This is a genomic window from Pseudomonas sp. SYWMCR5 (assembly GCF_057197165.1).
This window is the reverse complement of record NZ_JBXUNH010000005.1, coordinates 151,769-173,145: the sequence shown is the minus strand read 5'-3', so window position 1 is coordinate 173,145 and position 21,377 is coordinate 151,769. Positions and strand designations below refer to the sequence as shown.

21 protein-coding genes and 1 pseudogene are annotated in these 21,377 nt (G+C 65.0%); 17 read left to right on the top strand and 5 right to left on the bottom strand.

From position 1 onward, the window contains the following. Positions 1 to 95: 95 nt before the first annotated feature. A complete protein-coding gene (pvdP, locus tag AC2CGW_RS15320; protein ID WP_484574253.1) occupies positions 96 to 1,718 on the bottom strand; it encodes a pyoverdine maturation tyrosinase PvdP in 1,623 nt (540 codons plus the stop codon). A 138-nt stretch (positions 1,719 to 1,856) separates the two neighbouring features. On the opposite strand from pvdP, the gene AC2CGW_RS15315 reads away from it, so the two are divergent. The 9 genes from AC2CGW_RS15315 to AC2CGW_RS15275 all read left to right on the top strand — a co-directional run bounded on the left by AC2CGW_RS15315 (position 1,857) and on the right by AC2CGW_RS15275 (position 9,736). After that, a complete protein-coding gene (locus tag AC2CGW_RS15315; protein WP_484574252.1) occupies positions 1,857 to 2,789 on the top strand; it encodes a siderophore-interacting protein in 933 nt (310 codons plus the stop codon). Positions 2,790 to 3,044: 255 nt separating this feature from the next. Beyond that, positions 3,045 to 3,824 carry an ABC transporter substrate-binding protein gene (locus AC2CGW_RS15310; RefSeq protein WP_484574251.1) on the top strand — a complete coding sequence of 260 codons (780 nt, stop codon included), beginning with the start codon at positions 3,045 to 3,047 and terminating at the stop codon, positions 3,822 to 3,824. Between the two features lie 94 nt (positions 3,825 to 3,918). Then, positions 3,919 to 4,620 carry an ABC transporter permease gene (locus AC2CGW_RS15305; protein ID WP_426351533.1) on the top strand — a complete coding sequence of 234 codons (702 nt, stop codon included), beginning with the start codon at positions 3,919 to 3,921 and terminating at the stop codon, positions 4,618 to 4,620. Further along, a complete protein-coding gene (locus AC2CGW_RS15300) occupies positions 4,617 to 5,330 on the top strand; it encodes an ABC transporter permease (RefSeq protein WP_054892428.1) in 714 nt (237 codons plus the stop codon). Before AC2CGW_RS15305 ends, AC2CGW_RS15300 begins: the two co-directional genes overlap by 4 nt. Positions 5,331 to 5,334: 4 nt before the next feature. After that, the gene (locus AC2CGW_RS15295) at positions 5,335 to 6,150 is read left to right on the top strand and encodes an ABC transporter ATP-binding protein (protein WP_238343293.1); all 816 of its coding nucleotides are present in this window, start codon (positions 5,335 to 5,337) and stop codon (positions 6,148 to 6,150) included. Positions 6,151 to 6,161: 11 nt separating this feature from the next. Beyond that, positions 6,162 to 6,656: an Lrp/AsnC family transcriptional regulator gene (locus AC2CGW_RS15290; RefSeq protein WP_186711661.1), complete on the top strand. Its 495-nt coding sequence runs from the start codon at positions 6,162 to 6,164 to the stop codon at positions 6,654 to 6,656. Positions 6,657 to 6,935: 279 nt separating this feature from the next. Beyond that, positions 6,936 to 8,246, top strand: coding sequence for a C4-dicarboxylate transporter DctA (locus AC2CGW_RS15285; protein ID WP_186669645.1), 1,311 nt, complete (start codon positions 6,936 to 6,938; stop codon positions 8,244 to 8,246). Positions 8,247 to 8,316: 70 nt separating this feature from the next. Then, complete coding sequence (locus AC2CGW_RS15280) at positions 8,317 to 9,024, top strand: FadR/GntR family transcriptional regulator (protein ID WP_426351532.1); 708 nt, start codon at positions 8,317 to 8,319, stop codon at positions 9,022 to 9,024. Positions 9,025 to 9,040: 16 nt separating this feature from the next. After that, positions 9,041 to 9,736, top strand: a complete 696-nt coding sequence (locus AC2CGW_RS15275; protein WP_186711658.1) for a GntR family transcriptional regulator — start codon at positions 9,041 to 9,043, stop codon at positions 9,734 to 9,736. Here AC2CGW_RS15275 and AC2CGW_RS15270 read toward each other — a convergent pair. Further along, positions 9,718 to 10,683, bottom strand: coding sequence for a GlxA family transcriptional regulator (locus tag AC2CGW_RS15270; RefSeq protein WP_186719720.1), 966 nt, complete (start codon positions 10,681 to 10,683; stop codon positions 9,718 to 9,720). The genes AC2CGW_RS15275 and AC2CGW_RS15270 overlap by 19 nt on opposite strands. Before the next feature lie 182 nt (positions 10,684 to 10,865). Between AC2CGW_RS15270 and AC2CGW_RS15265 the strand changes: the two genes are divergently transcribed. The 3 genes from AC2CGW_RS15265 to AC2CGW_RS15255 all read left to right on the top strand — a co-directional run bounded on the left by AC2CGW_RS15265 (position 10,866) and on the right by AC2CGW_RS15255 (position 13,116). Continuing rightward, on the top strand, positions 10,866 to 11,507 hold the full coding sequence (locus tag AC2CGW_RS15265) for an HD domain-containing protein (protein ID WP_186669653.1): 642 nt from the start codon (positions 10,866 to 10,868) through the stop codon (positions 11,505 to 11,507). 68 nt (positions 11,508 to 11,575) lie between these two features. Continuing rightward, on the top strand, positions 11,576 to 12,019 hold the full coding sequence (locus AC2CGW_RS15260) for a GNAT family N-acetyltransferase (protein WP_426351531.1): 444 nt from the start codon (positions 11,576 to 11,578) through the stop codon (positions 12,017 to 12,019). Between the two features lie 98 nt (positions 12,020 to 12,117). Further along, positions 12,118 to 13,116, top strand: coding sequence for a hypothetical protein (locus tag AC2CGW_RS15255; protein ID WP_411384123.1), 999 nt, complete (start codon positions 12,118 to 12,120; stop codon positions 13,114 to 13,116). A gap of 4 nt (positions 13,117 to 13,120) precedes the next feature. Here the strand turns inward: AC2CGW_RS15255 and AC2CGW_RS15250 are convergent, their stop codons facing one another. Further along, positions 13,121 to 13,549: a PACE efflux transporter gene (locus AC2CGW_RS15250; protein WP_186666685.1), complete on the bottom strand. Its 429-nt coding sequence runs from the start codon at positions 13,547 to 13,549 to the stop codon at positions 13,121 to 13,123. Between the two features lie 101 nt (positions 13,550 to 13,650). Between AC2CGW_RS15250 and AC2CGW_RS15245 the strand changes: the two genes are divergently transcribed. The 4 genes and pseudogenes from AC2CGW_RS15245 to AC2CGW_RS15230 all read left to right on the top strand — a co-directional run bounded on the left by AC2CGW_RS15245 (position 13,651) and on the right by AC2CGW_RS15230 (position 17,564). Then, the gene (locus tag AC2CGW_RS15245) at positions 13,651 to 14,529 is read left to right on the top strand and encodes a LysR family transcriptional regulator (RefSeq protein ID WP_484574250.1); all 879 of its coding nucleotides are present in this window, start codon (positions 13,651 to 13,653) and stop codon (positions 14,527 to 14,529) included. Further along, positions 14,456 to 15,700, top strand: a pseudogene (locus tag AC2CGW_RS15240) (HAMP domain-containing protein); the annotation flags it as partial. The gene AC2CGW_RS15245 and the pseudogene AC2CGW_RS15240, both read left to right, overlap by 74 nt. A 69-nt stretch (positions 15,701 to 15,769) precedes the next feature. After that, positions 15,770 to 16,555: a methyl-accepting chemotaxis protein gene (locus AC2CGW_RS15235; RefSeq protein ID WP_411384458.1), complete on the top strand. Its 786-nt coding sequence runs from the start codon at positions 15,770 to 15,772 to the stop codon at positions 16,553 to 16,555. Between the two features lie 223 nt (positions 16,556 to 16,778). Further along, on the top strand, positions 16,779 to 17,564 hold the full coding sequence (locus AC2CGW_RS15230) for a sulfite exporter TauE/SafE family protein (protein WP_054892440.1): 786 nt from the start codon (positions 16,779 to 16,781) through the stop codon (positions 17,562 to 17,564). Positions 17,565 to 17,576: 12 nt separating this feature from the next. Here the strand turns inward: AC2CGW_RS15230 and AC2CGW_RS15225 are convergent, their stop codons facing one another. Beyond that, complete coding sequence (locus AC2CGW_RS15225; protein ID WP_186711802.1) at positions 17,577 to 18,122, bottom strand: histidine phosphatase family protein; 546 nt, start codon at positions 18,120 to 18,122, stop codon at positions 17,577 to 17,579. Between the two features lie 95 nt (positions 18,123 to 18,217). Here AC2CGW_RS15225 and AC2CGW_RS15220 point away from each other — a divergent pair, with 95 nt between their 5' ends. Continuing rightward, positions 18,218 to 18,823, top strand: coding sequence for a biliverdin-producing heme oxygenase (locus tag AC2CGW_RS15220; protein ID WP_288375555.1), 606 nt, complete (start codon positions 18,218 to 18,220; stop codon positions 18,821 to 18,823). Positions 18,824 to 18,998: 175 nt separating this feature from the next. On the opposite strand, the gene AC2CGW_RS15215 is transcribed toward AC2CGW_RS15220, so the two are convergent. Beyond that, positions 18,999 to 21,194 carry a TonB-dependent siderophore receptor gene (locus tag AC2CGW_RS15215; RefSeq protein WP_484574249.1) on the bottom strand — a complete coding sequence of 732 codons (2,196 nt, stop codon included), beginning with the start codon at positions 21,192 to 21,194 and terminating at the stop codon, positions 18,999 to 19,001. Positions 21,195 to 21,377: the final 183 nt, after the last annotated feature.

Below are 21,377 nucleotides of genomic sequence, written 5' to 3'. Positions count from 1 at the left end.
ACAGGATCCCCGCCAACCCTGAAGGCTGCGCCTGACCTGTGGGAGCGGCGGTTCGCCGCTGCGACTTGCCCGCGAAAAGCACGACTCGGCGTTAATCACGAAAGAATGTTCTTCATCGACAGGTTACGCGCGTACCAAGGCCGACGCGGCACCCGCCGCAGCAGGTCGGCGATGCCGTCCTCTTCGCCGAAGGTGATACGCAGCGCAAGCTTCATCACCTCCACATCCATCTCCACTGTCTTGCCCGGACGAATACCCGGTGTGGTACTGCACCCATGAGTGTCCGGCCCCAGCCAGGGGTCGCCGACTTCCACCCAAGGACCCGGCGCGAACCACTTCACGCCATTGACCTCCAGGCGCCGCACCTGGCCGGGGTGATAGCGTTCATGGGCGCGATACCAGTCTTCGATCCGGTCGTCGATCCAACCATGGAACCCCCAGAACACCGGGTGTACATGGGAAGAAAACGGATCGCCCAGGAAGTCGTTCTCACGGCCGAACCAGCGCCCGGCGAAATCCGACGGGTCGCGCGCAAAGGGCACCGGCGCACTGTTGGACGGGTCCCGGGGCACCGAGGCCCAGCACATGTGCAGCCAGTCGTGCAGGTTCATCTCCACTTCCGAACCAAAGGTGCCCAGGCTCAGCTTCGACAGGTACTGCGGATCCTGGTATTGCGATTCCCAGACCTGGAAGTTGCTGCAGAACGTCTCCCCGGCCTTGATCGCCGACACCCACTGGCCATACTCGTCGTCGCCCGGCGCTTGCCAGGGCGGCGGCACGCAGCAGCCGTCGTGGTTGTCGTAATAGCGGGCAAAACCCTGCCGGTCGAACTCGACATTGGGCTGTGGCAGCGGAAAGCGCTGCCAGGAGGGCAGGTCCTGCAGGGCGCGTGCGGTATCGAGCATGTGCCGGTGCATGAACAGAAAGTCCACGCCCGAACCATTGCGGTGCTTGCGCGGCCCACGGGCGTCGCGCTCGTGGTCGCGCGGCCCTGGCTGCCAGCCCAGGCCGCGCAACGCATTACGCTTGTCTTCGGGAATCTTGTGCCACTGATCGCGGGTCGCATGCCAGAGCTGGTGGAACAAACGATGCTCGGGGCTGATGACCCAGGCCTGCATGGCCGGGGTATAGGGCAGGCGCTCACGCGCCTCTGGGAACAGGCGCTTGACGGCAACGAAGCGGCTGTCCGCCACCGGCAAGGTAAGGGGCCGATCAAGGCGCTGCAAGCGGCCGCTGAGGGTGCCGCTGCCGGCGTTGGCGAACTCGCCCCACACCTCGTCGAGGCTGGCCACGCACTCATAGCTCGGCCCACCGTCCTGACTGAGCAGGCGCCAGCGCACCTGGGCAGACGAGGCTCCGACCAGATCGCCCAGCACCCGGTAGGCGGCCGGACCATCAGCTCGCAGGCGCTCGCCGGTATCAACGAAACCACGCAGCCCACGGCCTTTGGTGGCGACGTCGAAGAACACCTCGACGCCCTCGCGCGGCAAGCCCTCGAGGCCGCCATCGGCGCCATCGAAACGGATATCCCAGACACCCCGCAAGTGATCGGCCAGCAGTTGCCCGGCAAGGTCGGCAAGCTCGACGCTGGCCTCACCCGGGGTGACGATGTCGTCTTCAGGGTCGTGGGTCAGCTCCTTGTGCGCATAGTAGGCGGCGGTACCCGCGGCCCCCGCCACTGCCAGGCCTGCGATGAATCCTCGTCGGGAAATGGTCATTGCGCCTCTATCCGTTCCAGCCATGCTGCGGCTTCTATCCAAGCTAGAACGTACGCTGGCGGGCAAAATTTACCGGGGCTAATTCACCACGGCTGGCGCTCGTTCCTTCAGAAGACTCCTTGCCAGCAGAGGCTGCCGATGACCTCCTTCCTCTCGCGCCTGATTCGCCCGAACCGGGCCAGCGCTTACCGGATCTTCGATGTCGAGCTCAAGACCATCGTGCCCCTGAGCCCTTCGCTGTGTCGTTTCGTCTTCACCGGCGAAGACATCGGGCAAATGACCACCCTGGCGCCGGACCAGCGCATCAAGCTGTTCTTCCCCTCCCCCGACGGCCAGCCACCACGACTCCCCCTGCACGAGAAATGGCAGCAGGCACGGCGCGACCTCCCGGCGGCGCAGACGCCCCCCATGCGCACCTACACGTTGCGCGCCCTGCGGCGCGCGCAGCATGAGGTGGAGGTGGATTTCGTCCTGCATGGGGTCAATGGCCCCGCCTCGGCCTGGGCGACCCATGCGCGCCCCGGTGATCGGCTGCAGATGGTTGCACCGAACCTTGCCTATGACGGCGACCCCGGCGGTTATGAGTGGAAGCCCCCAAGCGAGGCACGGCAGATTCTGCTGGTGGGCGACGAGACCGCACTGCCGGCGATTGCCGGGGCGCTCGAACAGTTGGCCGACACCCGCCCGCACCTGGCGGTCGAAGCCTTCATCGAGGTTCCCCTGGAGCTGGACTGCCTTGACCTGCGCCACGGCCCGGCCACCCGGGTGCACTGGCTGCCCCGCGACGTGCTGGCCTGCGATCACGGCCAAGGCATGCTGCACGCGGTGCGCGAACTGGCCACGCTGCCGAACCCGACAGCGACCCGCAACGCCGAACTCGAGGAGGTCGACATCGACCAGCGCATCCTCTGGGAACTGGCCAGCGACAAGGCCGCGGCCTTTCATGCCTGGATCGCCGGGGAGTCGGCGACGGTGATGGAGATCCGTCGCTACCTGATCAAGGAGCGTGGCCTGGCGCGCGACAGCCTGACGCTGATGGGCTATTGGCGGGCCGGACGCACCCTGGAGTAGCATCGACCGCTATCGCACCCGCTGTATTCCCGGGCTCACACACCAAAAACGCTGTCGCACATCTGTAAATCGATGTCATGACAGCCGATTCCGCCGCCACCCCGCCGTTAACGACCGAATCCGGTCCCCTGCACCTGTACAAACGACACAAAAAAACCCTCTGCCTCGCGCATCCTGAGCCCGACTCCCGAGTCACGGACAGACCTACGCACTACACCGCCCTACAACCAATAACAACACCCAGGGACCACACCTATGCTCTCCATGCGAAAACGCTTCGGCGTCCTGCTGTTCTCGCTGTGTGCCACTGCCGTCCAGGCCAAGGAATGGACCGAAATCCGCTTCGGCGTCTTCCCCGAATACCCACCCTTCGAATCCGTCGCCGCCGATGGCAGCCTGCAAGGCTTCGACATCGAGCTGGGCAACGCCATCTGCGCCAAGCTGCAGGTCAAGTGCACCTGGGTGCATAACGAATTCGACGGCATGATCCCGGCGCTACGTGCGCGCAAGTTCGACGCCATCATGTCGTCGATGGCCGTCACCCCAGCGCGCCTGAGGCAGATCGACTTCACCGACCGCCTGTTCCTCAGCCCCACCTCGGTGGTGGTGCGCGCGTCCGCCGACTTCGGTGATACCCCCGAATCGCTCAAGGGCAAGCAGGTCGGCGTACTGCAGGGCTCGCTGCAGGAAGCCTATGCCCGCGCCGTGCTGACCCCGCTGGGCGTGCAGGTCAGGGCCTACCAGTCCCAGGACCAGAACTATGCCGACCTGCAGAACGGCCGCCTCGACGCCACCGTGACCGACCGCCTCGAGGCGCAACTGAACTTCCTCTCCAAACCCGAAGGCGCCGACTTCAAGAGCGGCCCGGCGATCAAGGACCCAAGCCTGCCACTGGACATTGCCATGGGCCTGCGCAAGACCGACCCGGAGCTCAAGGCGCTGCTCGACAAGGGCATCGCGGCGATCCACGCCGATGGCACCTATGCCGAAATCCAGAAGAGGTACGTGGGCGACCTGGACATCTACAACGAGTGATCGTCGCTGCCGGCGCTGGCCCCGACCTGCCCGCGACGCAGCCAGCTGCCGACATCGTCGATCCCCAAGCCATCCCGTCGCACGAGACCCTCTCATGAACGACTTGCTTTCTCTGCAAGGCTTCGGCCCGTTGCTGGCCCAAGGCACCTGGATGACCCTGAAGCTGGCATTCCTGTCGTTGCTGCTCAGCCTGCTGCTCGGCCTGGTCGGCGCCAGCGCCAAGCTGTCGCACTCCAAGCTGCTGCGTATCCCGGCCACCCTCTACACCACACTGATCCGCAGCGTCCCGGACCTGGTGCTGATCCTGCTGTTGTTCTACAGCATGCAGATCTGGCTCAACGACCTCACCGAAGCACTGGGTTGGGACTACGTTGAAATCGACCCCTTCGGCGCCGGCGTGCTGACCCTGGGCTTCATCTACGGCGCCTACTTCACCGAGAACTTCCGCGGCGCCATCCTCAGCGTGCCCGTCGGCCAACTGGAGGCAGCCACCGCCTACGGCCTGAGCCGTGCCCAGCGCTTTCGCCTGGTGCTGTTCCCGCAACTGATGCGTTTCGCCCTGCCAGGGCTTGGCAACAACTGGCTGGTGTTGCTCAAGTCCACCGCACTGGTGTCGATCATCGGCCTGGCCGACCTGGTCAAGGCCGCGCAGAACGCCGGCAAGACCACCAACGACATGCTGTCCTTCCTGTGCCTGGCCGGGTTGGTCTACCTGCTGATCACCACCCTTTCCAACCGCCTGTTCAAGCACCTTGAGCGGCGCTACAACACCGGCGTGCGGGGACTGGCACGATGATCGAACTCCTTCAGCAATACGGCATCGCCTATCTGTACAACGATGGCAGTGGTCTGTCGGGCCTGGCCATGACGCTGTGGTTGTTCCTGGCAAGCATGGTCCTGGGTTTCGTCCTTTCGCTACCCCTGGCGCTGGCGCGGGTATCGCGCCACAGCTGGCTGCGCGTGCCGGTGCAGGTGTACACCTTCGTGTTCCGCGGCACACCGCTCTATATCCAGTTGCTGATCTGCTACACAGGCCTCTACAGCCTGGAGGTGGTGCGCGAACACGCGCTACTCGACCAGTTCTTGCGCAACGCACTCAACTGCACCCTGCTGGCGTTCGTGCTCAACACCTGCGCCTACACCGTGGAGATCTTCGCCGGGGCGATTCGCAACCTGCCTGCCGGTGAGCTGGAGGCGGCCCAGGCCTATGGCTTGCGCGGCTGGAAGCTGAACCTTTTCCTGGTACTGCCCGCGGCCCTGCGCCGCTCGCTGCCGGCCTACAGCAACGAGCTGATCCTCATGCTGCATGCCACCTCGCTGGCCTTCACCGCCACCGTCGCCGACATCCTCAAGGTGGCGCGCGATGCCAACGCTGCGACCTTCCTGACCTTCCAGGCCTTCGGTGTGGCCGCGCTGCTGTACATGTTGCTGTCCTTCGCCCTGGTCGGCCTGTTCCGACTCGCCGAGCGCCGCTGGATGCGCTTCCTTGATCCCGTACGAGGCTGATCCCATGACCGCCACCGCACTGCCTTTGAACTTCGAACACGCGCCCTCCACCCAGGCCCATGCGAGCGCGATCAAGCTCAGCGTCGACGCCCTGCACAAGCACTACGGCGAGCACCAGGTGCTCAAGGGCGTATCGCTGCAGGCCCGCAAGGGCGACGTGATCAGCCTGATCGGCGCCAGTGGCTCGGGCAAGAGCACCTTCCTGCGCTGCATCAACTTCCTCGAACAGCCCGATGCCGGCAGCATCACCCTCGACGGCCAGACCCTGCAGATCCGCCCCGGCACCCGCACGCCGCCACCTGCGCAACTGCAGAACCTGCGCACGCGCCTGGCGATGGTGTTCCAGCATTTCAACCTGTGGAGCCACCTGACCGTGCTGGAAAACATTTGCCTGGCACCGCGCAAGGTGCTGGGCATCAGTGCCGCCGAAGCCCAGGCACGGGCACGCACCTACCTGGACAAGGTCGGCCTGCCCGCGCGCGCCGCCGAGCAGTACCCTGCCTTCCTCTCCGGCGGCCAGCAGCAGCGGGTGGCGATCGCCCGCGCACTGGCCATGGAACCGGAGATCATCCTGTTCGACGAACCGACCTCGGCGCTCGACCCCGAGCTGGTCGGCGAGGTGCTCAAGGTGATACAGACGCTCGCCGAGGAAGGACGTACCATGCTCATGGTCACCCACGAGATGGGCTTTGCCCGTCAGGTGTCCAGCCAGGTGCTGTTCCTGCACCAGGGACTGGTGGAGGAACACGGCAGTGCCGACATCCTCGACCACCCGCAGAGCCCACGCCTGCAACAGTTTCTCTCAAACCGCTTGAAGTGAAGTCACGCCGTATGGATAGCAAGGCCACCCGTTCCCCTGCCAACCCGCCGCTGGACCGCATCGATGAAGCGATCATCGATGTGCTGCGCCACCACGGCAGGATCACCTACGAGAAGCTCTCGACCCTCGTGCACCTGACGCCCAGGCCTTGTCTTGAGCGGGTGCGCAAGCTGGAGCGACGAGGTGTGATCCGCGGCTACGGTGCGATCATCGACCTGCAGCAGGTGTCGCCCGGCCTGTCGCTGTTGGTGCTGGTGGCCTTGTCCAACCAGAGCGGGCGTTCCGCCCAGCGTGCCTTCGAGGCCACCGTGCGGGCCTGCCCGCAGGTCTTTGAATGCCAGCTGATCAGCGGCCATTTCGACTACAGCCTGCGCATGCGCTGCCGCGACATGGAGCACTACCGGGTGCTGACCGAGGCCTGGATGAACGACGACGAACTGCACATCGACAAGCTGGTCGCCCACCCGGAGCTGGCGGCGGTCAAGAGCCTCGCACCACAAGCCTGAAACATCCTTGGGGGCCGCCTGGCGCCCCCTTCACCTCACCCACCCGCGCTTCACACCCCTTCCCTGCGCTAACCGGCACACCAGAGCCTCCGAGCTCGACTGATCGCCAACTGGTCAGACCGGTAAGTCCAAAAAGCCTTGCCAAGCGCCGAAATTCGCGCTTACATTTACCCCGCACTGGACAAACCGGTAAGACCACAATAATTAAGTCCTGCGCTCTTTCGCCCGCCAGCCCCTGGCGTGCATCGAAGCAGGGACACCGAATCAGAGATCCCTCCCATGCTCAAATGGTGCTCGCGTTCGATCTTCCTCCAAGTTGTCCTGGGCCTTGCCCTGGGCGTTATCTGCGGTCTCAGCTTTCCTGAAGTATCCCTGCAGCTCAAACCCCTCGGTGACGGCTTCATCAAGCTGATCAAGATGCTCATCGGCATCATCGTGTTCTGCGTGGTGGTCAGTGGCATCTCCGGCGCGGGCGACCTGAAGAAGGTCGGGCGCATTGGCCTGAAGTCGGTGATCTACTTCGAAATCCTCACCACCATCGCCCTGATCATCGGCCTGGTGCTGGCCTTCTCTACCGGCATCGGCCAAGGTGCCAACATCCACCTCGACCAGCTCTCCAGCGCCGACGCCGGTGCCCTGGCCGATCGCGGTGCGCACATCCACGGCGCCACGGCGTTCTTCATGGATCTGATCCCGACCTCGGTGATCGGTGCCTTCGCCGACAACAACATCCTCCAGGTCCTGCTGTTCGCCGTGCTGTTCGGCAGTGCGCTGAACCTGGTCGGCGAGTCGGCCTCGGGCATCTCGCGCCTGATCAACGAACTGAGCCATGTGATCTTCCGCATCATGGGCATGATCGTGCGCCTGGCGCCGATCGGCGTGTTCGGCGCCATCGCCTTCACCACCAGCAAGTACGGCCTGGAGTCGCTGCAGCACCTGGGCGGGCTGGTGGCGCTGTTCTACATCACCTGTGCAGGCTTCGTGCTGCTGATCCTGGGCACGGTGATGCGGGTGTCGGGGCTGAAATTGATCCCGTTCATCAAGTACCTGCGCGAGGAACTGACCATCGTCCTCGGCACCGCCTCCTCCGACGCCGTACTGCCACAGGTGATGCGCAAGCTCGAACACCTGGGGATCGGCAGTTCCACCGTGGGGCTGGTGATTCCGACCGGCTATTCGTTCAACCTGGACGGTTTCTCGATCTACCTCACCCTGGCCATCGTGTTCATCGCCAACGCCACCGGCACGCCACTGGCCATGACCGACCTGCTGACCATCCTGCTGGTGTCGCTGGTCACCTCCAAGGGCGCCCACGGCATCCCGGGCTCGGCGCTGGTGATCCTGGCCGCCACCCTGACCGCGGTTCCGGCGATCCCGGTGGTCGGCCTGGTGCTGGTGCTGGCCGTGGACTGGTTCATGGGCATCGGCCGGGCACTGACCAACCTGATCGGCAACTGTGTCGCCACCGTGGCCATCGCCCGCTGGGAGAAGGATATCGACATGGAGCGCGCCAACAACGTGCTGGCCGGCAAGCCTGGCTTCGAACCGGTAGCGCGCAAGCAGGGCCAGGCCCATCAGCAGGAATTCTGACCGTGCCAGGGCCGACGTTCAGCGCCGGCCCACAGGCGACAAGACTCAGGTTTCAATCAGGGAGCGAACCGTGATCAGCTCATCGACCGTCGTCAACTCCGTGGTGGAAAAGCTGCGCAAGGCCCTGGCCCGCGGCCAGTGGCGCAGCGGCGAAATGCTGCCCGGCCAGCGCGAGCTGGCCGAACAACTGGGCATCAGCCGCCCCAGCCTGCGCGAAGCGGTGACCGTTCTGGAAACCCTCGGGCTGGTACGCTCGATGCCCGGCAAAGGTGTGCTGGTGCTGGAGGCCGACGCCGCCCTGACACCAGGCACCGAGGGTGTCGGCGCCGCCAGCCTGGCCGATGTGCTGGAGCTGCGCTACACCCTCGAGCCCTTCATCGCCGGGCTGGTCGCGCAATCGGCGGGCAACCAGGACATCGGCCAGTTGCGCCTGACCCTGATGGACCTGCGCGAAGCCGTTGACGCCAACGACAGCGAGGCAGGCGTGGCCGCCTACATCGCCTTCCACGAAGCGCTGTTCGCGCTGACCACCAACCCGATCTTCCAGAGCGTGGTGCAGCAGACCAGCAACGCGCTCAAGCAGAGCGCGGCGATGCTGCGCGACTCCCCCGAACACCTGGCCGCACGGCTCGAAGAGAACGAGGCCGTGGTGCGCGCCATCCGTGCACGCAACAGCGCCCAGGCCAGCGCCCAGATGCGCCGGCACATCCTCGCCGAAGGCCAGCGCATGGGCATCGAACTGAACATCCCGGACGACCAACCGGACCCGCATCTTTGACGTCAGGAGAGCGACCATGACCGCCTTCGCCCACGCCGACCCGCGCCTGCCCCAGCTGATCAAGACCGGCGAAGGCCGCCTGGGCGCCGAACAGATCTACCCACGCCTGTTCGACGCCATCCTCGAACAGCGCCTGCCCCCTGGCAGCGCCCTGCCCGAGCAGGCGCTGGGCAATGCTTTCGGCGTCAGCCGCACCGTGATCCGCCGGGTGCTCGGGCGTCTGGCCGACCAGCAGGTGGTGGTGCAGCGCCCCAGCCACACCGCACACCTGGCCGCACCCGATCCACAGCAGGCGCGCCAGGTGCTCAGTGCCCGGCGCCTGGCCGAAACCACGCTGATCGGCCTGGCCACCCAGCGCGCGCGCCCGGGGCAGATCCGTCAACTGCGCCAATTGGTGGAGCGCGAACGCCTGCACTACGAGCGTGGCGAGCGCTGCACGGCCATCCGCCTGGGCGGCGAATTCCACCTCAAGCTTGCGCAGATGGCCAACAACGCGCCGCTGGCGCGCTTTCTCAACGGCCTGGTGCCGATGACCTCGCTGATCATCGCCCGCTACGAGTCGCCCTGCTGCGAGCACTGCGCCTGGGAAGAGCACGCGGCAATCATCGACGCGGTGGAAGACGGCGACAGCACCGCGGCGCTTGAGCTGATGCACCAGCACCTGGACCGCCTCGAAGCCAAGCTCGACCTCGATCAGAGCGTGCGCGCGTAACGTTTGCGGTAGTCCGCCGGGGTAACTCCGACATGCCGCACGAAAGCGCGGCGCAGGGTGTCGACATTGGCGAAGCCACACAAGGCCGCCACCTGCTTGGGCGGCTCGCGTCCGCCCTCAAGGCGTTCGCGCGCGGCATTGACCCGTGCCAGTTCCACCCAGGCCGCAGGGGTCATGCCGACATCGGCCTGGAACAGCCGGGCGAAGTGCCGCGGGCTGAGGCCCGCCCGCTGCGCCAGGCTGGCGATGCTGTGATCCTCGGCCGGATTGGCCGCCACATAGCGCTGCAACCCCTGAAGCACCGAGCGACCGACCGGCGAAGAGCCACCCTGGCGACTGAACTGCAATTGCCCACCCGGACGCTTGAAGTACATCACCAACTGCCCTGCCACCTGCTTGGCGAGTTCTCGCCCCAGGTCTTCCTCCACCAGGCTCAACGCCAGGTCCAGCCCGGACGTCACACCCGCCGCAGTGCGCACCTTGCCGTCATGGACCTGGATCGCATCGGCCTCCACCTGCACCTCGGGATAGCGCTCGGCCAAGGCCTCGGCGACCGCCCAGTGCGTGGTGATGCGTCGGCCATCGAGCAGGCCGGCAGCAGCCAGGGCGAAGGCCCCGGTGCAGACCGATCCGTAGCGCCGGCAACTGGCGGCACGCCCACGCAACCAGTCGAGGATGCCGCTGCGCAGGTGCTGGCTGGCCGCCTGTGGCGTACCGGCGATCAGCAGGGTGTCGATGGGCTCAATGGTGTCGCCGATCCAGCCATCGGGCAGCAGGCGCGCGCCGGACGAACTGACCAGCGGGCCGGGCTCGCAGGCCAGCAGGCGCAGGCGATAGACCTCGCGACCGGCCTGGCGGTTGGCCTCGGCGAAGACATCGAGCGGGCCGCTGGCGTCGAGCAACTGGACACCGGGCATGGCCAGGATGGCGAGGGTCAGTGAGGGCATCTGGAGATCCTGTAGGAGCGCGAAAAGGCTGACAGCGACAGCATAAGACCCCAGCCTGCCCACCGCGCAGGCCATGTCCGTCGCAAACCGACAATGGCAGGATCTGGCGCATAACGTCAATTGAGGACATACCCCCTCACCGCCACACTGACTCCACCACCAACCCCCCCAAGGAGTCACCCATGTCCACCTCCATCGCCGGTATCCAGGTACCCGACAGCGCCATGGCCCGCGAGATCACCGAACTGGTCCGCGACACCGCCTCGCCATTGCTGTTCCACCATTCCAGCCGGGTGTTCTACTTCGCCGCCCTGGCCGGCAAGCGCCTGGGCCTGAAGTTCGACAGCGAACTGCTGTACTGCGGCTGCATGTTCCACGACATGGGCCTGACCCATCAGCACAGCAGCGACTGCTGCCGCTTCGAGGTCGACGGCGCCAACGCCGCCCGCGACTTCCTCAAGGGCCACGGCATCGCCGAACGCGACATCGAGCGGGTCTGGACCGCCATCGCCCTGCACACCACACCGGGTATTCCCGAGTTCATGCACCCGCTGATCGCGCTGGTTACCGCCGGCGTCGAAACCGACGTCCTTGGCCTGCACCATGAAGGGCTGAGCACCGCCGAGCGCGACGCCGTAGTCCAGGCCCATCCCCGTGGCGAGCAGTTCAAGGAAGCGATCATCCAGGCCTTCTACGATGGCATCCGCCACAAGCCGCAGACCACCTTCGGCAACGTCAAGGGCGATGTCATCGCCGACAAGGAACCGGGCTTTCATCCCGGCAACTTCTGCAGCGTGATCCGCCAGTCCTGCTGGCCAAGCTGAGGCCTCGCTGGCCAAGGCTTGCCGGGCGCCTTACCATGCGCCCGGCAAATCACACGCCAGGAGGCCTTATGCAACACACCATCGCGCCAGTCGGCGCAGAACAGTTCGAGCGCCTGACCGAACTGTGGGAAGCGTCGGTGCGGGCGACGCACGATTTTCTTACCGAAGGCTACATCGAACGCTTGCGCCCGCTGGTGCGCGACCAGTACCTGGGCTTCGTCCAACTGCGCGCCGAGTACGATCAACAGGGCCGGATCCGTGGCTTTGCCGGGGTACACGAGGGCAAGTTAGAGATGCTTTTCGTCGACCCGACCTACCGCGGCCAGGGCATCGGCAAGGCCCTGTTGGCCCAGGTCGTCGCCGAAATGGGCGTGCGCGAGGTCGATGTCAACGAACAGAACCCGCAGGCCGTGGGCTTCTACCTCAACCAGGGCTTCGTCCAGACCGGACGCAGCGAAGTCGATGGGCAGGGCGATCCGTATCCGCTGCTGCATCTGAAACGCGAGGGCTGAACATGGCTTTCGAACTGCAAAAGGGGGCCGCTCTGCGGCCCTTCCCGCTTCTATAATCAGAAGACCTCATCCAGCCTCTACCCAGGGAGGCTACCAGCGTGAACCCGCGCATCCCCCTGTTGCTGCTGTGCCTGCTGCTGACCCTGGCTGGCTGCGCCGGCAAACGCTCCCCACCAGCCCCGCCCCCGGCCACGCTCACCCCCGCCCTCTGGCAACAGATCGACCAGGACCTGATTGGCGCCTCGGTTGCCGCCACCGGCTCGGCCAGCGACTATGCCCGTCGCTCGATGAGGGTCTGGCGCGAACAGGTGCAGCAACGTACCGAAAGCGACTTCATCCCCTGGTTCACCGGCTACTGGACCCAGCAATGGCTGACCCTCAAGGTTGCCTGGTTCAAGATGAACAGCGGCAACGGCAGCGACCCGCCCGAAAAACGTTTGGCGCTCTACCTGCAGGAGCAGTACCACGAGCGGGTGATCGAACCGGTCGCCGAGCAGATCAACCCCGAAGGCATCCGCGACCGTGCCAGCGAGCTGTACCTGCAACTGTTCGCCCAGCAGTTGCCGACGATCATCCAGCGCTACAACGCCCCGCCTGATCAGGTCAGCCAACGCCTGAATCACCTTGCAGCCATCGCCCTGGGCCCACCTGCGGCCAGGGACGCGACGCTCTACCAACTGCTGCGCGCCCAGTCACTGGACCAGCAGCCCGCCTGGCAGGCGCTGCGCCAGCACCTGCACGACCAGGCCGCCAAGGCACCCGGGCAAACCGAGGTGGGGCTGTCGTCGGTGGCCACCCGGGCCAGCGAAAAACTCGGCGCCACCCTCGCCCCGCGCGGCATCGCCAGCGCGGTGGCGGCGGCAGTAGGCAAGGCCGCCGGGGCGATGATCTCGGTGGCGGTGGCCGGTTTCGGCATGATGACCCACGATCGCGATCATCCACAGATGGTCGAGCAACTGCGAGTGATCCTCAACGTGGCGCTGAACGAGGAATGGCGCGAGCTCATGGAGAACCGCCAGAGTGGCGCCCTCTCGGGGGTGTACTACCTGTCGGGGCAGGTCGAGGATGGCCTGCTGTCGGGCGCAGGCCGGCCCTGACGCCTCAGGCCACGGCCATGGCCGAGGTCGGCAGGCCGAAGATGCGGTCGAACGCCCAGTTGTAGACGAAGGTGTAGACCGGCACCAGCACGATGAACGCCAGGTCCACCACGAACGCCTCGACCAGGCTCATGTCCAGCCACCAGGCAATCAGCGGAATCAGGTACAGCACCAGCGTCAGCTGGAAGCCCACCGCGTGCGCCACACGCCGCGCCACGCTGCGACCGCGCTTGGCCTGGCGGCTTTCCCAGCGCTCGAACAGGCTGTTGTAGACCAGGTTCCAGAGCATGGCGATGGTGGTGATCATCACCGCCAGTGGCCCGGTGTGCGAGGCCGGGGTTTCGGACAGGTAGGCCAGGCCCAGCGTGGACATGCACAAGCCAATGAGTTCATAGAAGGTCACGTAGACCAGTTTGCGTTTGACGCCTTGCACCGTGACGACCTCGGGATACAGTGAATGAAGGCGCGGAGAATGAATCAATAATCTTGACAGAAAAAGTCAGCACCTTTCAGATTGACTGAAAGGAGACTTGCATGAACTTTTCCAGCGACAACATCCAACTGTTCCTCGCCGTGCTCGACCGCGGCTCGTTCTCTGCCGCCGCACGGGTACTGGGGCGGGTGCCGTCGGCGGTCAGCATGGCAATCGGCAATCTGGAGGCAGAACTGGGCTACGCCCTGTTCGAGCGCGGTGCCCGCGAGGTGCGCGCCACCGACCGCGCCCGCGCCCTGGAGCCGCACGCGCGGCTGATCGCCGAGCAACTGGGGTTGCTGCAAGTGCATGCGCTCGAACTGTCGCGAGGGCTGGAAAGCAGCCTGGCCATCGCCGTGGTGCCGGACATCGACCCCCGTCCACTGCTGACAGCCATCGCCCGGCTGGGCGAGCGCTACCCGCTGCTCGACATCGAACTGCTCAGTGCCCCGCAGGAGGACGCCCTGCAACTGCTCGACAGCGGCCGCGTCGGGTTGTGCCTGGCCTTTGCCGGGTTGCAGGTCGATCCGCGCCGCAGTTTCCAGCACCTGGGCACCGAGTCGCTGGTGGCCACCTTGTCGCCTCACCATCCAGCCCTGCGCCAAGGGCGTATCCGCGACCTGGAAGACCTGGTGAACATCCGCCAGATCCTGGTGCATAGCCGTGACCTGCCACTGCGCGACACCCGCTCACTGATCGGCACCGCGCACTGGCGCACCGACAGCGTCGACCTGGCCCTGCAGATGGTCGAAGCAGGGCTGGGTTGGGGCGACCTGCCTGTGGCCAGGGTCATGCCACGGGTAGAGGCCGGCCGGCTGGTGCGCCTGGCGTTTCGCAACACCCGCAACGAGCTGCAGCTACCCGTGCATGTGCTGTGGCTCAAGGAGCAGCCACTGGGGCAGGCTGCTCGGGCGCTGGTGGAGTTGCTGGCTGCCGGCTGATCCGTCCATGACCACCCGTCGGCCAGAACGACGTCTAACTCAACCATTTGGCCCGCAGGCCGATACCGATTCCGACAGGCACCGCCACGCGCCACGAGTGCACGGCGGCCTCCCCAGCATCGGCTCAAGGTCTCGAAACATGAACCTGAAGTTCCGCCACAAGATTCTCCTCAGCGCCTGCGGTGTCGTGGTATTGGCATTCGCATTGTTCACCCTCTACAACGACTACCTGCAACGCAACACCATCCGCCAGAACATCGAATCCTCTGTGCAGCAGGCCGGCGCACTGACGGCCAGCAGCGTGCAGAACTGGATGAGCGGACGCATCCTGATCCTGGAGAACCTCGCCCAGGATATCGCCCAGCAAGGCACCGGCAGTCAGGTCGCCGGGCTGGTCGACCAACCCTCCTACACCAGCAACTTCCAGTTCACCTACTTCGGCCAGAACACCGGACTCTTCACCCAGCGCCCCGACGCACAGATGCCCGAAGGCTACGACCCGCGCAAACGCCCTTGGTACACCGCCGCCGCGAGCGCCAACCAGACCCTGCTGACACCGCCCTACCAGGCATCGGTCGGCGGGCTGGTGGTGACCATCGCCATTCCGGTCAAGGCCCGCAGCAATGGCGAGCTGCTCGGAGTGGTCGGGGGTGACCTGAGCCTGGACAGCCTGGTCGACATCATCAACGCCGTGGATTTCGGCGGTATCGGCCACGCCTTCCTGGTCGACCGCGAAGGCCAGGTGATCGTCAGCCCCGACAAGGACCAGCTGATGAAGAACCTCAAGGACATCTACCCCGGCAGCTCCCTGCGGGTCGAGCCGGGCATGCAGGACGTGACCCTCGGCGGCGAAGAGCGGATCGTCTCCTTCACCCAGGTCAAGGGGCTGCCTTCGGCGCAGTGGTACATCGGCCTGTCCATCGACAAGGACAAAGCCTACGCCGCCCTCGGCCAGTTCCGCAGTTCGGCCATCATTGCCATGATCATCGCGGTGGCCGCCATCGCAGCCGTGCTCGGCCTGCTGATCCCACTGCTGATGCGCCCGCTGACCACCATGGGCCGCGCCATGCACGATATCGCCGAAGGCGAAGGCGACCTCACCCGTCGCCTGCAGGTGCAGCACAAGGACGAGTTCGGCGAACTGGCCGCAGCCTTCAACCGCTTCGTCGAGCGTATCCACGCCTCGATCAGCGAAGTGGCCTCGGCCACCCGACAGGTGCACGACCTGTCCGAACAGGTGATGAGCGCTTCCAACGCCTCGATCAACGGGTCCGAGGAACAGAGCCTGCGCACCAACAGCGTGGCAGCGGCGATCAATCAGCTCGGCGCCGCCACCCAGGAGATTGCGCGCAACGCCGCCGATGCCTCGCAGCACGCCAGCGGCGCCAGCGATCAAGCCAACGACGGGCGCCAGGTGGTGGAGGATGCGATCAGCGCCATGACCGCGCTGTCGCACAAGATCAGCGAGTCGTGCGAGCAGATCGAAACCCTCAACGCCAGCACCGACGAGATCGGCAAGATCCTCGACGTGATCAAGGGCATCTCCCAGCAGACCAACCTGCTGGCGCTCAACGCCGCCATCGAAGCCGCTCGCGCCGGGGAAGCCGGGCGAGGCTTTGCCGTGGTCGCCGATGAGGTGCGCAACCTGGCACACCGCACCCAGGAGTCGGCCGAAGAGATCCACCGCATGATCACCAGCCTGCAGGTTGGCTCGCGCGAGGCGGTGCACACCATGAACGCCAGCCAGGTCTCCAGCGAGCAGACCGTGCAGGTGGCCAACCAGGCAGGTGAGCGACTGGCCAGCGTGACCCTGCGCATCGGCGAGATCGATGGCATGAACCAGTCGGTGGCCACGGCGACCGAGGAACAGAGCGCAGTGGTCGAGAGCCTGAACCTGGATATCACCCAGATCAACGCCCTCAACCAGCAAGGGGTGCAGAATCTCAACGAAACCCTGCGCCACTGCGATGCCCTGAGCCAGCAGGCGGGACGCTTGAAGCAGTTGGTAGGCAGTTTCAGGATCTGAAACGGCTTCACTGTTCCCCCTGTAGGAGCGGGCTTGCCCGCGAAAAAGACAGCGCGGTGCCTGGCACGGGCTACGCCCGTGTTCGCGGGCAAGCCCGCTCCTACAGGGGAACAGTGAAGCTGCCGCGTTATAACCTAATAACGAACAATTCTATTTGGCTATAAAGAACAATCTATATCCTGCTCCCATCCGACAACGGGCTAGCGGGCAGATTGAGTAACGTATGGATGTAGGTTCTTTCGGTTTCACCATTGCCGGGCTGGTCGTGGGTTTCATCGTCGGCATGACCGGCGTCGGCGGCGGCTCGCTGATGACCCCGATCCTGCTGTGGTTCGGTATCAACCCTGCCACCGCCGTGGGCACCGACCTGCTCTACGCGGCAATCACCAAGGCCAGTGGCGTCTGGGTGCATGCGCGCAACAAGAACATCGACTGGAAGATCACCGGCTGGCTGAGCCTGGGCAGCGTGCCCGCGGCAGCGCTGACCCTGTGGTTCCTCAGCACCCTGCATGCCGACACCTCGGCACTCAACGCCATCATCAAGCAGGGCCTGGCGGTGGTGCTGATCCTTACCGCCCTGGCGATCCTGTTCAAGTCGCGCCTGCAGGCCTTCGCCAGCAAGCATGCAGGCGATCACTACCACCTCAGCGACCGCAGCCTGAACCTCCTCACCGTGATCACCGGTGTGGTGCTCGGGGTCATGGTCACCCTGACCTCGATCGGTGCCGGCGCCCTGGGCACCGTGGCGCTGTTCCTGCTCTACCCCTTCCTGGTGACCCGGCGCCTGGTCGGCACCGAGATCGCCCATGCCGTCCCCCTGACCCTGGTCGCAGGCCTGGGCCACGCGGGTATGGGCAACATGGACTGGTCGCTGCTCGGCTACCTGCTGCTCGGCTCGCTGCCGGGCATCTACCTCGGCAGCCACCTCACCGGCCGCATCTCCGATCGTGTGTTGCGTCCCTGCCTGGCGGGCATGCTGCTGTTGATCGGCTACAAGCTGGCCTTCTGATACTCCGGCGCCTCAGGCCGGCGCAAGACGCAGGCGCCAGATCTGTGTGCGGCTGAGTTCGAGCCGTGAGCACGGCGGGACGTCGATACACTGGTAGGCCCCGAGCGAACTGCCGAGCACTTCGACCATCGCGGCACGCATCACCATCGGATGCGTGACGGCCCACCAGTCACCGGGCGTGTCGAACGCCTCCAGCCAGTGCGCCACGCGCTTGTGCAGCGCGGCGAAGGACTCTCCACCATGGGGCGCCGCGTCCACATCGACCTGCCACCACGCCAGGGCTTCGCGCTGCTCGCGCTGCAACTGCTTGAGCGCAACGCCCTGCCAATGCCCCATGTCACAGTCGGCCAGCGCCGTCTCGATACGCACTTCGGGAGCGAGCCAGGCGGCGGTTTCACGGGCGCGCAGTTCGGGCGCGCTGAGCACCTGCACGCCTTCGGGCACAGCCTTCAACAACGGGGCATCACCCAGCACGGGATCGTCGCTCAACGGAAATCGCCCGGTTTTCTGGGCGCGGGTCAGGGCATGGCTGATCAGGGTCAGACGGACGGCTTTCACCTTGGAGCTCTCTGGCAATGAGGATTAGGGCATTGAGGAACGCTGCGCTAGGATCGCCAGTCTAACCCAGGCAATTAGCCATCAGAGTCGATTCGATGACCATCACCTCCCGCCCTCCTCCCGGTCCTGTTCTGCTCGCGCTGCGTGAAGGTACGCAGGCCTGCCACAAGACACTGGAGGCACGCCTGCCATTTTTCAGCGAAGGTTTCGACCACGATGCCTATCGCCGCCTGATCGAGGCGTACTACGGCTTTCACGCACCGCTCGAAGCATTGTTGGCGACGCACCAGGACAGTGGGCGAAACAAGGCGCCGGCACTGTGCCGCGACCTGCAGGCACTCAACCTGAGTGCCGAGCAGATCGACACGCTGCCGCTGTGCCGGCACTTGCCCGCCATCACCGATGAGGCCAGCGCGCTGGGTGTGATGTACGTACTGGAGGGCTCCACCCTCGGTGGCCAGGTGCTCAAGCGTGCCATGGCGCAGCGCCTGGGTATCGACGCCGACAGCGGCGGTGGTTTTCTCGATGTGTATGGCAGCGCCACCGCCAGCCAGTGGCGCGGCTTTCTCGAACGCCTGGATCGGCACCCCCTGCCACCCGAAAATCAGGCCCGCACCGTGGCTGCGGCAGTCGCTACCTTCACCTGCTTCGAGCGCTGGCTGGAGCAGCGCGCGGTGTTGTTGCAGGCAATTGAATGCTAAGCGCCACCGTTGATCGACCTGAAAAACGTCACATACCCTGTAGGAGCGGGCTCGTCCAGCGATCGGGCGCGAAGCGGGCGTAGATCAGGCAACCGGGGTATTCCTGAAACACCTCGAAGCCCGGCTTTACGGCCGCTACGCGCCCGATCGCGGGACGAGCCCGCTCCTACACATATCAGAACGAAATATTCAACGCCGCAAACAGCGCCCTGCCCGGCTGGTTGTAGGTGTTGGCACCTGCGCTGCTGGCATTGCCGCCGCGCAGGATCTGCTTGTCGAACAGGTTGTTCACCCCCACCCGTACATCGTAGTTGGCGTTGAACCTGTACCCGGCACTGACATCCACCAGCCCATAGGCCTCGACGTCCTTCTGCGCCGCATCGTCATAGCGCTCCTGGGTGCGATAGTTCCAGGTCGGCGACTTCTGCTTGCCGAACCAGGTGCCCGCCAACTGCAGCGACAGCTTGTCGGTCGCGCGCCAGTCCAGGGTGGAGTTGAGCGTGTACTCGGGGATCACCGACAGCGGCTCGCCAGTTTCACGGTTGTCGTTGTCGAGCATCCAGGTCAGGTTGGTGTTCCAGTCCAGGCTCGGGGTCAGCTCGATGAACAGGTTGCCCTCGAGACCTTCCACCCGCGCCTTGCCGGCGTTTTCCCACTGGGTCACACGACTGCCGCCATTGATCGCGTAGACCACATCGGTGCCGCCGATGATCTTGTTCTGGTAGTCGTTGCGGAAATAGGTCGCGCTGGTGCGCCAGGTGCCGCGGTCATACAGCAGGCCGATCTCCTTGTTGACGCTGATCTCAGGCTTGAGGTCGGCGTTGCCCTGCAGGTAACAGCCGCCGGAGTTGGTCTGCCGCACGCTGCAGCCATTGCCGCGGCTGTAGAGCAGGTAGTTGGGGTTGGACTGGTACAGGTTCGGCGTCTTGTAGGCACGGGCGATGCCGCCCTTGAAGGTCAGTTCGTCGGTGATCTTGTGCGACAGGTTCAAGCTGGGGCTGAAGTTGTCGCCGAACGTCTCGTGGTGATCGAAACGCAGGCCAGGAGTGACGGTGGTTGCGCCGATGATGATGTTGTCCTCGACGAACAAGGCATGGCTGCGTGCCTGCATCTTCGAATCGCTGCGGTCGAAGCCTTCGATCGCGTTGTTGCCAGTACCTGTTGGGTCGGAGCTTTGCGGACGGAGCGAGCCCTGGTCGTTGAGGGTTTCATAGAGGTACTCGCCGCCGACGGTCAGCACGTGCTCCGTGGCACCCATTGCGAACGGCAGGTTGACCTCGCTCGACAGGCGCGTGTTGCGCAAGCGCGAGAATGCCGCATCGTTGCCGTTGATCGCCCCTTCGGTACGCCCGGCCATGCCCTCATTCAAGCGCCAGTTGCGCACGTATTCATAGGCCAGCACGGTCTTGCTGGTGCCCCAGGTGAAATCACCCAGATGCGTCAGGTCGTAGGTGTTGCGCTGCATCACGTTGGTCTCGTGGCCATACAGGCTGGAGATCAGTTCCGGGTTGCCACCGCCGTTGCTGTTCATGGTGTCGCCAGCGTAGATATTGCCCTGGCGGCTGTAGCCTGCGCTCATTTCCAGGCGATGCTCGTCGTTGAGCTTCCAGCTCAGCAGGCCGTTGATATCCTTGTTGCGCACACCCTCGCGCCCCGCCACGGTCGAGCTGCCGGCGTGTGCGGCGTTGATGTCCAGATCGTCGGCGTCGGTCTTGGCCAGGCCGCCGTAGAGACGAAAACCAAGCGTGTCGGTCAGGCCGCCACCGAGGTTGAAGTTGGCCCGGCGGCTGGCGCCCTCGGCGCTGTCCTCCGGCATCAGGGTGTACAGGCTGACATTGCCCTTGAGTGCTTCGCTGGGGCGCTTGGTGATGATGTTGACCACCCCGCCCATCGCACCCGAGCCATAGCGAGCCGCCGCAGGGCCACGCAAGATCTCGATGCGCTCGACCGCTTCGGCTGGCACCCAGTTGGTTTCGCCGCGGGTATCGCGGTCGCCGTTCCAGCCATAGCGCACCGAGTTGCGTGCACTCGATGGCTTGCCATCGATCAGGATCAGGGTGTTTTCCGGGCCCATGCCGCGCAGGTCGATCTGCCGGTTGTTGCCACGGGCGCCACTGGCACTGTTACCGGTGAGGTTGACCCCCGGTTCGCGGCGGATGATGTCGGACAGGTCATTGGCCGGCGGGCGGCGCTTGATGTCCTCTTCGGTGATGACCGACGATCCCAGCGCCTGGCGCGCTTCGCGCTCGGCGGTCACCAGCGTATCCTCGATTACCAGCGCCTGCTCGGCGAATGCTGAAGTCGCTGCCACAGGCGCGGCCAGGGCGACGATGGCCAGGGCCAGGCGGTGCGGGGAAGATCGGGTGTGCATCGGTACATCTCCTGAAATCGTGTGCGAGAAGCAAGCCACGCCCCGGTCGGCGGGCCCCTCGCCCACCGGCCCGGCAAAAGGCGGGTCCGTCAGGGATGGTGAATATAACGATTCTCAAATAGGTTTAAATCTTATTTACGAAATTTACAGATTGCCCGTAAACCCGCCTGGCAGACACCCGTA

What these genes read in the sequence shown, in the direction of transcription:
- pvdP (WP_484574253.1), bottom strand. Translation starts at nt 1,718, where the DNA reads ATGACCATTTCCCGACGAGGATTCATCGCAGGCCTGGCAGTGGCGGGG.
- AC2CGW_RS15315 (WP_484574252.1), top strand. Translation starts at nt 1,857, where the DNA reads ATGACCTCCTTCCTCTCGCGCCTGATTCGCCCGAACCGGGCCAGCGCT.
- AC2CGW_RS15310 (WP_484574251.1), top strand. Translation starts at nt 3,045, where the DNA reads ATGCTCTCCATGCGAAAACGCTTCGGCGTCCTGCTGTTCTCGCTGTGT.
- AC2CGW_RS15305 (WP_426351533.1), top strand. Translation starts at nt 3,919, where the DNA reads ATGAACGACTTGCTTTCTCTGCAAGGCTTCGGCCCGTTGCTGGCCCAA.
- AC2CGW_RS15300 (WP_054892428.1), top strand. Translation starts at nt 4,617, where the DNA reads ATGATCGAACTCCTTCAGCAATACGGCATCGCCTATCTGTACAACGAT.
- AC2CGW_RS15295 (WP_238343293.1), top strand. Translation starts at nt 5,335, where the DNA reads ATGACCGCCACCGCACTGCCTTTGAACTTCGAACACGCGCCCTCCACC.
- AC2CGW_RS15290 (WP_186711661.1), top strand. Translation starts at nt 6,162, where the DNA reads ATGGATAGCAAGGCCACCCGTTCCCCTGCCAACCCGCCGCTGGACCGC.
- AC2CGW_RS15285 (WP_186669645.1), top strand. Translation starts at nt 6,936, where the DNA reads ATGCTCAAATGGTGCTCGCGTTCGATCTTCCTCCAAGTTGTCCTGGGC.
- AC2CGW_RS15275 (WP_186711658.1), top strand. Translation starts at nt 9,041, where the DNA reads ATGACCGCCTTCGCCCACGCCGACCCGCGCCTGCCCCAGCTGATCAAG.
- AC2CGW_RS15270 (WP_186719720.1), bottom strand. Translation starts at nt 10,683, where the DNA reads ATGCCCTCACTGACCCTCGCCATCCTGGCCATGCCCGGTGTCCAGTTG.
- AC2CGW_RS15265 (WP_186669653.1), top strand. Translation starts at nt 10,866, where the DNA reads ATGTCCACCTCCATCGCCGGTATCCAGGTACCCGACAGCGCCATGGCC.
- AC2CGW_RS15260 (WP_426351531.1), top strand. Translation starts at nt 11,576, where the DNA reads ATGCAACACACCATCGCGCCAGTCGGCGCAGAACAGTTCGAGCGCCTG.
- AC2CGW_RS15245 (WP_484574250.1), top strand. Translation starts at nt 13,651, where the DNA reads ATGAACTTTTCCAGCGACAACATCCAACTGTTCCTCGCCGTGCTCGAC.
- AC2CGW_RS15235 (WP_411384458.1), top strand. Translation starts at nt 15,770, where the DNA reads ATGAGCGCTTCCAACGCCTCGATCAACGGGTCCGAGGAACAGAGCCTG.
- AC2CGW_RS15230 (WP_054892440.1), top strand. Translation starts at nt 16,779, where the DNA reads ATGGATGTAGGTTCTTTCGGTTTCACCATTGCCGGGCTGGTCGTGGGT.
- AC2CGW_RS15220 (WP_288375555.1), top strand. Translation starts at nt 18,218, where the DNA reads ATGACCATCACCTCCCGCCCTCCTCCCGGTCCTGTTCTGCTCGCGCTG.
- AC2CGW_RS15215 (WP_484574249.1), bottom strand. Translation starts at nt 21,194, where the DNA reads ATGCACACCCGATCTTCCCCGCACCGCCTGGCCCTGGCCATCGTCGCC.